Origin of the sequence: Azotobacter beijerinckii (assembly GCF_900110885.1) — a bacterium.
Taxonomy (GTDB): domain Bacteria; phylum Pseudomonadota; class Gammaproteobacteria; order Pseudomonadales; family Pseudomonadaceae; genus Azotobacter; species Azotobacter beijerinckii.
Genome location: NZ_FOFJ01000093.1, coordinates 1 through 9,699 on the forward strand (window position 1 = coordinate 1; position 9,699 = coordinate 9,699).

Sequence of the window (9,699 nt, forward strand, 5' to 3'; positions counted from 1 at the left end):
GGCGGTGCTCAAGCGCAGCGTGGAACAGGCACATCGCGAACGGCTTCCCGAGGGCTGGGAGGCGTCCCCCTACCACCTGGCGGTGCAGGTCAGAAGCCGTTACGAGGGGATGCTCGTCGCGCTGGCGGTGGAGCACTGGCCCGCCTGGGCCGACGATTCGGCCAGCACACTGGCACAGCGCCTGTTGGCATTGGCACGACAGATCAAGCCCAGCCAGGTGGCGACCAGTAAGCGCGGCCCCAAGGTGGAAAAGCCCAAGGCCTGGGTCGATGCCGCGACGGCTCGCGCCCATGTCTCCACCGACCGCCTCATCAAGGCCTCGAAAAGTAAAAGACCTTGAAAGGGGTGCCTCTCAGGCGGTAAAGCCGAACAGGCGCTTGGGGGTTTCCCAAAGAATCTTCTGGCGGTCACCGGCATTCGGGAACATTTCGCCGAAGTTTGTCAGCACGGTGCCCAACTCCATGTTCTGACGCGCGCGCAAGAATGGCCAGTCGGTGCCCCAAACACAGTTTTCGGCAGTGAACGCCCCCAGTAGCGCCAGTTGATATGGCTGAGCATCGGTATAGGGATAACTCTCCCTGGAGTATTGCGACAGCCCGGAGAGTTTGACGAAGGTACGTCCGTTGCCGGCCAGGGACAGCAGCGCCTGGAAGGCCGGCTGCTGCAAGCCGGCACCGACATCGGGCCGGCCGGAGTGGTCGATCAGCACACGGGACCGCGTGCGTTGCAGCAAGGGCAGCAGCGCAAGCAGCTGATCGTCCTTCACCTGGATCTGGGCATACAGGTCCAGCTCGGCCAAGCGCCCCATCAGGGCGTCGATCTTCAGGAAGCGCTCGGGGCCAAGCAGCGCGGCATTGAGCGCCACACCGACTACGCCCTGCACCTTGTACTGCGCGAGCGTCTCGCTGGAGACGTCGTTCGGCACCACGACCACGCCCTTATGGCGGCCCTTGTTGCGGGTCAGAGTGTCCAGTAGACAACTGTTGTCGTAGGCGTAAGCAGAGGTCGGCTGCACGATCACTGAATGGCAAATGCCATAGGCCTGCATGACCTGCTCGTAATACGCCGACGGGCCCAGCTCATTCCCTGCCGGATGATAGGTAGAGTCAGCGGGATAGGGGTAATGGACTGGATCGATTATATGATGGTGGCAATCGATCTTGGGTTGCGAGAATAAACTGAGTAGTTGGGAATCCATGACTGTGCCTGGCGATTGATCGGCGTCTTCTTTGTCCGCGCTCTGCATGCTGTTGCGTGATGCAGCCTGGCTCAGGATCGGCATGCTTAGCGCGGCGCTGGCGGTCAGCACAACGGAACCTTTTTTGAGCAGCGAGCGGCGGGACAAGCCGGTGTAATCAAGAATCGTCGTCATGCTTAAACCCTTATTTTATTAGTATGTGCGACTTCGCTTATCCATGGCGTGATGTATATGCCCGAACGGCCATGACACGTGTCGATGCAAATCGACAGTCGTTCGCCAGAGCAGATCCTCAACAGCATCAGACGGGACTTGCGCGGCTTCGAAAGAGTCGATCACCGCCAGGAACCACCGTTATGGAAGTGGATTCGACCTTAAAGCAAACGCCTCTTGGGCGTCGTCCGGGAAATATTTAAGCAGGTATCGTTTTTTTATAGGGTCTTGGCAGTCACGCCTGCTTGTACGGCGCAACCCGGTCAGCATAGTTCCAGCGGGTCAACACGGTCCTGGGCAATCTCAAGACCCGCTTGGCCGGGCGTTACCCTGCCTTCAACTTCCGCGAGTAGGCGGCCCGACACCCGGGCGCATTCGCGTAACCGCCGATTCGATCTGCACACGCGGCCTGCGCGACGCCTCGTAGCGGTCGCGCGTTACACGTCATCCCCCCCGGCGGGTGATTCGGGATGGCTGAGGCTCATTGCCAATCAGGATATCTGTTGCTTTTTGCCGCCCTGACGGTTTGGAGAGTCGTCGTTCAGCCTCCCTCGAACTGCGGCGGACGCTTTTCCCTGAGCGCGCGCAGGCCCTCCTGGAAATCCGCCGACGCCGCGCAGCGCCGCACGTCCGCCTCGACGGCCGTGCGCTCCAGCGTACCGCGGGCGACCGCGTTCAGATGGCGCTTCATTCCGGCCACCGCCAGCGGCGCCAGCGCCGCGAGGTTCGCAGCCAACGCCTCGCTGGCTTCGGCCAGCCGCTCGGGGCTGTCGTAGCCATGGGTGAGCAAGCCGGCCTCCAGCATGCCCCGCGCATCGAGCTTCTCGCAGGCGAGGATCAGCCGCTTGGCGGCGTTCAGCCCGAGGCGCGACACGTAGCGCTCGAACAGCCCGGCATAGAGGTGCAGGCCGAAGCGCGCCGCCGGCATGAGCATTTCCGCTGCCGGGCCGCCGAGGCGGAAATCGCAGGCCAGCAGGATGTCCGTGGCGCCGCCGAAAACCCCGCCCTGCACCTCCGCGATGGTCAAAGGACGCAGATTCTCCAGGGCGTCGGCCACGTCCTCGAAGCGCCCGCCGTCGCCGGCCGCGGCCAGGTCGTCGAAGCTGTAGCCGGCGCAGAAATGCCGCCCCGACGAGCGCAGCAGCACGACCCGCACCCGCGGATCGGCCTCGATGCGCGCGAAATGCTCCAGCAGCGCCGTCAGATCGGCCTCTTCCAGGCGGTTGGCCTTGTCCGGCCGCTGCAGGCGCACGGTCGCCAGGGTGCCGGAAATTTCCAGTGAAGGGGGGATGCCGCTCATGAGTCACTCCTGACTGAACCGAATCGATCCCAACCATTTTCGAGCCACGACGGCCCGGCCTCAACCCGTCGATGGTCGCCCTTTAATCGGCCGCCCGGCTTGCCGTGCGGCCGTTCTTGAGCGAACGTCCGCACCAGGACAGTCGCCAGCCATCGCCCGGAGCCCCGCCATGAATTCTGCCGCCCGCCTCAAGGACTACCAGAGCACCCGCCTGCAGGCGATGCGCTCGCTGTTCGAGATCGTCGAGCAGTCCAGCGAGGGCACGGTGATCGTCGACCGCGACGCACGCATCGTCTGGATCAACGAACGCTACGCCCGGCGCTTCGGTTTCGCCGACCCGGCGCTGGCCCTCGGCCAGCCGGTGGAGAACGTGATCCCCGGCAGCCTGCTGCGCGAGGTGGCGCATACCGGCCAGCCGATCCTGCTGGACATGCTCGACACCCCGAAGGACCCGCTGGTGGTCATGCGCCTGCCGATCCGCGACGAGGACGGCAGTCTGATCGGCGCCATCGGCTTCGCCCTGTTCGACGAGCTGAAGACCCTCTCGCCGCTGGTCAGCCACTACCTGAGCCTGCAGGAAGAGCTGGCCTCGACCCGCTCCCTGCTGCAGGCGCGCCAGGCCCGCTACAACTTCGCCCAGTTCATCGGCACCAGCGCCCCGGCCCTGGAGGTCAAGCGCCGCGCCCGCCGCGGCGCGGCCAGCGAAGCGCCGGTGCTGCTGCTCGGCGAGACCGGCACCGGCAAGGAGCTTTTGGCCCATGCCATCCATGCCGCCTCGCCGCGCTCCCGCAAGCCCTTCGTCAGCCTGAACATGGCGGCCATCCCCGAGACCCTGCTGGAGGCCGAATTCTTCGGCACGGCGCCGGGCGCCTTCACCGGCGCCAGTCGCAAGGCGCGGCCCGGCAAGTTCCAGATCGCCCAGGGCGGCACTCTGTTCCTCGACGAGATCGGCGACATGCCCTTGCACCTGCAGAGCAAGCTCCTGCGGGTGCTGCAGGAGAAGGAGTTCGAGCCGGTCGGCTCCAACGAGATCCTGTTCAGCGACGTGCGCCTGATCGCCGCCACCTCCTGCGACCTGGAGGCGGCGGTGCGCCGCGGCAGCTTCCGCGCCGACCTCTACTACCGCCTGAACGTGCTGCCGATCCGCCTGCCGCCGCTGCGCGAGCGCCCGGACGATCTGCCGGCACTCTGCGAAACCATTCTCGGACAGCTCGGCAGCGGCCACTGGCTGACGCCCGAAGCCCTCACCCGGCTCGCCCGCCACGACTGGCCGGGCAACGTCCGCGAGCTGCGCAACCTGCTGGAGCGCGCCACCCTGCTCAACGACGGCGTACGACTGGACGAAGGCATGCTGGCCGCCGCCCTGGGACCGCAGCACCCCCTCGCCCCGGCCTCGCCTGCCGCCGGCGAAAGCTACCGGCAGGCCATGCAGCGCTTCGAGCGCGAGCTGCTGGAGAACGCTCTGGCGAGCGCCGGTAATGCCCTGGAGGCCGCGCAGCACCTGGGGCTCAGCCGCTCCACGCTGTACCGCCGGTTGGCCTCCCTGGGCATCACATCCCGATAACGGGAAATCATCCCAAAAATGGGAATTCCCCTTTTCCAGGTTTAATCGGCCATCTAGCCCGACAGGTCGCCACGCTATTCCCAATTTTGGGAACAAAGCACCGAGTAACGACCGGCGCCACGAAAAAAATCCTTGCGAATCAACGATCTGAATAAATGGCACGGAATTCGCCATTAAGAACTTCGCGGTTCTCCGCAACCCAACAAGAACAATACCCTGCCGTGACGCGTCCTTCCCGCGAAAGCCATTGACGGCTTCCCGCTCGCCGCCGGCAGGCTCAAGGAGATGTCCAATGAGCGTCATCGTCGCCCTCGCGGCCCTGGCCCTGCTCATGCTGGCCGCCTATCGCGGCTACAGCGTGATCCTCTTCGCCCCCATCGCCGCCCTCGGCGCCGTGCTGCTGACCGACCCCGGTGCGGTGGCCCCGACCTTCAGCGGGGTGTTCATGGAGAAGATGGTCGGCTTCATCAAACTGTACTTCCCGGTGTTCCTGCTCGGTGCGGTATTCGGCAAGCTGATCGAGCTGTCCGGCTTCTCCCGCTCGATCGTCAGCGCGGCGATCCGCCTGCTCGGCACCCGCCAGGCCATGCTGGTCATCGTGCTGGTCTGCGCCCTGCTCACCTACGGCGGGGTTTCGCTGTTCGTGGTGGTGTTCGCGGTCTATCCGTTCGCCGCCGAGATGTTCCGCCAGAGCGACATCCCCAAGCGACTGATCCCCGCGACCATCGCCCTCGGCGCCTTCAGCTTCACCATGGACGCGCTGCCCGGCACTCCGCAGATCCAGAACATTATCCCCAGCTCCTTCTTCGGCACCAACGCCTGGGCTGCGCCCTGGCTGGGGCTGATCGGCGCACTGTTCGTCCTCGCGGCCGGCCTGCTCTACCTGCAGCGCCAGCTGCGCAAGGCCCGCGCCGCCGGCGAGGGCTACGGCAGCGAGCTGCGCAACGAGCCGGAGACCGCTGAGGACCTCGCCCTGCCCAACCCCTGGCTGGCGCTCTCCCCGCTGCTCCTTGTGGGCGTCGCCAACCTGCTGTTCACCCGCTGGATTCCCGCGTTGTACGGCAAGACCCACAGCCTGCAGCTGGCCGGCATGGCCGCGCCGGTGCAGACCGACGTGACCAAGATCACCGCCATCTGGGCGGTGGAGGCCGCGCTGCTGCTGGGCATCCTGCTGGTACTGGTGAGCAGCTTCCGCATCGTGCGCAGCAAGCTGGCCGAAGGCAGCAAGACCGCCGTCGGCGGCTCGCTGCTGGCGGCGATGAACACTGCCTCGGAATACGGCTTCGGCGCGGTGATCGCCGCGCTGCCGGGCTTTCTGGTGCTCGCCGAGGCGCTGAAGAGCATCCCCAACCCGCTGGTCAACGAGGCGATCACCGTCACCCTGCTGGCCGGCATCACCGGCTCTGCCTCGGGCGGCATGAGCATCGCCCTGGCGGCCATGTCCAATACGTTCATCGCCGCGGCCAACGCCGCGCAGATCCCCCTGGAAGTGCTGCACCGAGTCGCCGCGATGGCCAGCGGCGGCATGGACACCCTGCCGCACAACGGCGCGGTGATCACCCTGCTGGCCGTCACCGGCCTGACCCACCGCGAGGCCTACAAGGACATCTTCGGCATCACCCTGATCAAGACCCTGGCGGTGTTCGTGGTGATCGGCACCTTCTACGCCACCGGCCTGGTCTGACAACCCTAGGAGAACAGCCATGACAACTCTCAACGGCAAGACTGCCCTGGTCACCGGCTCCACCAGCGGCATCGGCTTGGGCATCGCTCACAGCCTCGCCGCTGCCGGCGCCAACCTGGTGCTCAACGGCTTCGGCGAAGTCGCGCAAGCGTTGGAGGCGGTGCGCCGGCACGGCGGCGAGGTGCGCTACCACCCGGCGGACATGAGCCGGCCCGAGCAGATCGCCGAACTGGTCGCCTTCGCCGAAAGCGAGTTCGGCGCCGTCGACATCCTCGTCAACAACGCCGGCATCCAGCATGTGGCGCCGGTCGAGGAGTTCCCGCCGGAGCGTTGGGACAGCATCCTCGCCATCAACCTCTCCTCGGCTTTCCACACCACCCGCCTGGCCCTGCCGGGTATGCGCCGGCGCGGCTGGGGACGGATCGTCAACATCGCCTCGGTGCATGGGCTGGTCGGCTCGGCGCAGAAATCCGCCTACGTCGCCGCCAAGCATGGCCTGCTCGGTCTGACCAAGGTGGTCGCCCTGGAAACTGCGCAGACCGCCATCACCTGCAACGCGGTCTGCCCCGGCTGGGTGCTGACGCCGCTGGTACAGCAGCAGATCGACGCCCGCGCCCAAGCCAGCGGCGATGCCGCCGGCGCCCGTCGCGAGCTGCTGGCCGAGAAGCAACCGTCGCTGGAGTTCGTCACCCCGCAGCAGCTTGGCGAGCTGGTGCTGTTCCTCTGCAGCGAGGCCGCCAGCCAGGTGCGCGGCGCGGCCTGGAACATGGACGGCGGCTGGGCGGCGCAGTGATGACGACAGCGGCCTGATACGCCCCCGCAACGGCCCCAACGACAACCAGAAGAGGTATCCCATGAACAAGCTCTATCCCAGCGCCCACGCGGCCCTCGACGGGCTGGTGGCGGACGGCATGACCCTCGCCGTCGGCGGCTTCGGCCTGTGCGGCATCCCCGAGGCGCTGATCGCCGCCCTGCGCGACTCCGGCAAAAAGGACCTCACCGCGATCAGCAACAACGCCGGCGTCGACGGCTTCGGCCTCGGCCTGCTGCTCGCCACCCGGCAGATCCGCAAGATGATTTCCTCCTACGTCGGCGAGAACAAGGAATTCGAGCGTCAGTACCTGGCCGGCGAGTTAGAGCTGGAGTTCACCCCCCAGGGCACCCTGGCCGAGAAGCTGCGCGCCGGCGGCGCCGGCATCCCGGCCTTCTACACCAAGACCGGCTACGGCACCCTGGTCGCCGAAGGCAAGGAAACCCGCCAGTTCGATGGCCAGTGGTACGTCATGGAAACCGCGCTGACCGCCGACGTGGCGCTAGTCAAGGCGTGGAAAGCCGACCAGGCCGGCAACCTGCTGTTCCGCAAGACCGCGCGCAACTTCAACCCGCTGGCGGCGATGGCCGGGCGGGTCTGCGTGGCCGAGGTCGAGGAGATCGTCCCGACCGGCGCGCTCGCCCCCGACCAGATCCACCTGCCGGGGATCTACGTGCAACGCCTGGTGCACAACCCCAGCCCGGAAAAACGCATCGAACAACGTACCCTGCGGAGCGCCTGACCATGGCCTGGACTCGTGAACAAATGGCGCAGCGCGCCGCCCGGGAGCTGCAGGACGGCTTCTACGTCAACCTCGGCATCGGCCTGCCGACCTTGGTCGCCAACTACATCCCCGAGGGCATGGAGGTCTGGCTGCAGAGCGAGAACGGCCTGCTTGGCATCGGCCCCTTCCCTACCGAGGAAGAGGTCGACCCGGACCTGATCAACGCCGGCAAGCAGACCGTCACCACCCTGCCCGGCAGCAGCTTCTTCGACAGCGCCGCCTCCTTCGCGATGATCCGCGGCGGGCACGTCAACCTGTCGATCCTCGGCGCCATGCAGGTTTCCGAGCATGGCGACCTGGCCAACTGGATGATTCCCGGCAAGATGGTCAAGGGCATGGGCGGGGCCATGGACCTGGTCGCCGGGGTCAAGCGCGTGGTGGTGCTGATGGAGCACTGCGCCAAGGGCGGCGCGCACAAGCTCCTCGCGCGCTGCGAGCTGCCGCTGACCGGCGTCGGGGTAGTCGACCGGATCATCACCGACCTGGCCGTGCTCGACGTCACCGACGCGGGTCTGAAGCTGGTCGAGCTAGCCGAAGGGGTGACCTTCGAGCAGTTGCAGGAAGCCACCGGCTGCCCGGTTCAGCCCTGACTGGTCGTGAAAAGACGGTAGCGTACCGGCTTCCCAGTCCCTTCCGGCATGGGCGCGTGACCATCCCGCCCCATGTCGCTTGCGCGGTTGCCTGTGGGCGCCGCGCTTTTTTATTCCGGAGCGCTTCGCCAGCGAGGCGCTCGTGCAGCCGGGCAGCAGAGGCATCTGCCCTACAGAAGCGACCTCAGCCACGCCGGCCCTTCGCAGCCGAGGCCGCACCCACAAGCCCCTGTGCAGCGACGCTGCCCAGGGGTTAGCCTTGGCCACGGAACCTGCCCGATCACAACAACAAAGAAGGATCTCTCCATGCGTACCCTGACCACCCTGCTCGGCAACAGCCAGAAGCTCGACGGCGGCGCCATGTTCGGCAACGCCCCGCGCGCCCTGTGGGAGCGCTGGATGCCGGCCGACGAATTGCACCGCATCGACCTCGGCTGCCGCGCCCTGCTGGTGCGCGAGGACGGGCGCAACATCCTGGTGGAAACCGGCATCGGCGCCTTCTTCAGCCCCGAGCTAAAGGAACGCTACGGCGTGCAGGAAAGTCGCCACGTGCTGCTCGACAGCTTGGCCGCGCAGGGCCTGTCCGACGCCGATATCGACGTGGTGGTGCTCACCCACCTGCACTTCGACCATGCCGGCGGCCTACTCGCCCCCTGGGAAGAAGGCCAGCCGCCGCGCCTGCTGTTCCCCAATGCGCGCTTCATCACCGGCCGCCGCCAGTGGCAGCGCGCCCTCCAGCCCCACGCCCGCGACCGAGCCTCTTACATTCCCGAGCTGCTCGAACTGCTCGAAGCCAGCGGCCGCCTGAAGCTGCTCGACGACGGCCAGACCTCCGAAACGCTCGGCCCGGACTGGCGCTTCCACGTCAGCGACGGCCACACTCCCGGCCAGTTGCTGCCCGAGGTAGCGATGCCCGGCGGCCCGGTGCTGTTCGCCGGCGACCTGGTCCCCGGTGCGCCCTGGGTGCACCTGCCGATTACCATGGGCTACGACCGCTTCCCGGAAGGCCTGATCGACGAAAAGACCACCCTGCTCGAAGACCTACAGGCCAGGGGCGGCCGCCTAGTGTTCACCCACGACCCGAAGATCGCCATGGGCCGCCTGACCCGCGACGCCAAGAACCGCTTCGGTCTCGCCGACAGCCAGGGCGAGGTGGTGCAATTGGCGGAGTGAAGAAATGAGCGCAGACCAATTTCCCAGAGCACCTTGATTGATCACTCTGATTCCGCCCAGCCAAGCAAAAACCCCCGAGCCGTGTCCGGCTCGGGGGTCTGCAATAAGCGCTTGACGATGACCTACTCTCGCATGGGGAAACCCCACACTACCATCGGCGATGCGTCGTTTCACTGCTGAGTTCGGGATGGGATCAGGTGGTTCCAACGCTCTATGGTCGTCAAGCAATTCGGTTGGGATGTCGCGTTGCGGCGCCACCCCGAATCGGGTATGTGATGTTCTGCTTCGGTAGCCTTGCGGTCCAGCCAAATTTTCGGCTTAGTCGGCTAAGACCTCACCCACTGTAGCGACCTTTTCGGTCGGCCAGATTGTTTGGGTGTTA

The 9,699-nt window shown here is 66.2% G+C and carries 8 protein-coding genes, 1 rRNA gene and 1 pseudogene; 7 read left to right on the plus strand and 3 right to left on the minus strand.

The genetic code is table 11. From position 1 onward, the window contains the following. Positions 1 to 340: pseudogene (locus tag BMY22_RS24535) on the plus strand (IS4 family transposase); the annotation flags it as partial. 12 nt (positions 341 to 352) lie between these two features. Here the strand turns inward: BMY22_RS24535 and BMY22_RS21680 are convergent. Continuing rightward, positions 353 to 1,372, minus strand: coding sequence for an amidohydrolase family protein (locus BMY22_RS21680; RefSeq protein ID WP_208599370.1), 1,020 nt, complete (start codon positions 1,370 to 1,372; stop codon positions 353 to 355). A 580-nt stretch (positions 1,373 to 1,952) separates the two neighbouring features. Further along, positions 1,953 to 2,711, minus strand: a complete 759-nt coding sequence (locus BMY22_RS21685) for an enoyl-CoA hydratase/isomerase family protein (protein WP_090625350.1) — start codon at positions 2,709 to 2,711, stop codon at positions 1,953 to 1,955. Positions 2,712 to 2,880: 169 nt separating this feature from the next. Between BMY22_RS21685 and BMY22_RS21690 the strand changes: the two genes are divergently transcribed. The 6 genes from BMY22_RS21690 to BMY22_RS21715 all read left to right on the plus strand — a co-directional run bounded on the left by BMY22_RS21690 (position 2,881) and on the right by BMY22_RS21715 (position 9,317). Beyond that, complete coding sequence (locus BMY22_RS21690; RefSeq protein ID WP_090625352.1) at positions 2,881 to 4,275, plus strand: sigma-54 interaction domain-containing protein; 1,395 nt, start codon at positions 2,881 to 2,883, stop codon at positions 4,273 to 4,275. 292 nt (positions 4,276 to 4,567) lie between these two features. Further along, positions 4,568 to 5,959: a GntP family permease gene (locus BMY22_RS21695; RefSeq protein ID WP_090625353.1), complete on the plus strand. Its 1,392-nt coding sequence runs from the start codon at positions 4,568 to 4,570 to the stop codon at positions 5,957 to 5,959. Between the two features lie 19 nt (positions 5,960 to 5,978). Beyond that, a complete protein-coding gene (locus BMY22_RS21700; protein WP_090625355.1) occupies positions 5,979 to 6,752 on the plus strand; it encodes a 3-hydroxybutyrate dehydrogenase in 774 nt (257 codons plus the stop codon). A 61-nt stretch (positions 6,753 to 6,813) separates the two neighbouring features. Continuing rightward, positions 6,814 to 7,512 carry a CoA transferase subunit A gene (locus tag BMY22_RS21705; protein ID WP_090625356.1) on the plus strand — a complete coding sequence of 233 codons (699 nt, stop codon included), beginning with the start codon at positions 6,814 to 6,816 and terminating at the stop codon, positions 7,510 to 7,512. Positions 7,513 to 7,514: 2 nt separating this feature from the next. Then, the gene (locus BMY22_RS21710) at positions 7,515 to 8,144 is read left to right on the plus strand and encodes a CoA transferase subunit B (protein WP_090625358.1); all 630 of its coding nucleotides are present in this window, start codon (positions 7,515 to 7,517) and stop codon (positions 8,142 to 8,144) included. 306 nt (positions 8,145 to 8,450) lie between these two features. After that, positions 8,451 to 9,317 carry an MBL fold metallo-hydrolase gene (locus tag BMY22_RS21715; RefSeq protein WP_090625359.1) on the plus strand — a complete coding sequence of 289 codons (867 nt, stop codon included), beginning with the start codon at positions 8,451 to 8,453 and terminating at the stop codon, positions 9,315 to 9,317. Positions 9,318 to 9,426: 109 nt separating this feature from the next. Here BMY22_RS21715 and rrf read toward each other — a convergent pair. Next, a 5S ribosomal RNA gene (rrf, locus tag BMY22_RS21720) occupies positions 9,427 to 9,542 on the minus strand. Positions 9,543 to 9,699: the final 157 nt, after the last annotated feature.

Bases quoted from the DNA above. Each gene is read 5' to 3' on its own strand.
- BMY22_RS21680 (WP_208599370.1), bottom strand. From the start codon at position 1,372: ATGACGACGATTCTTGATTACACCGGCTTGTCCCGCCGCTCGCTGCTC.
- BMY22_RS21700 (WP_090625355.1), top strand. From the start codon at position 5,979: ATGACAACTCTCAACGGCAAGACTGCCCTGGTCACCGGCTCCACCAGC.
- BMY22_RS21695 (WP_090625353.1), top strand. From the start codon at position 4,568: ATGAGCGTCATCGTCGCCCTCGCGGCCCTGGCCCTGCTCATGCTGGCC.
- BMY22_RS21685 (WP_090625350.1), bottom strand. From the start codon at position 2,711: ATGAGCGGCATCCCCCCTTCACTGGAAATTTCCGGCACCCTGGCGACC.
- BMY22_RS21690 (WP_090625352.1), top strand. From the start codon at position 2,881: ATGAATTCTGCCGCCCGCCTCAAGGACTACCAGAGCACCCGCCTGCAG.
- BMY22_RS21710 (WP_090625358.1), top strand. From the start codon at position 7,515: ATGGCCTGGACTCGTGAACAAATGGCGCAGCGCGCCGCCCGGGAGCTG.
- BMY22_RS21715 (WP_090625359.1), top strand. From the start codon at position 8,451: ATGCGTACCCTGACCACCCTGCTCGGCAACAGCCAGAAGCTCGACGGC.
- BMY22_RS21705 (WP_090625356.1), top strand. From the start codon at position 6,814: ATGAACAAGCTCTATCCCAGCGCCCACGCGGCCCTCGACGGGCTGGTG.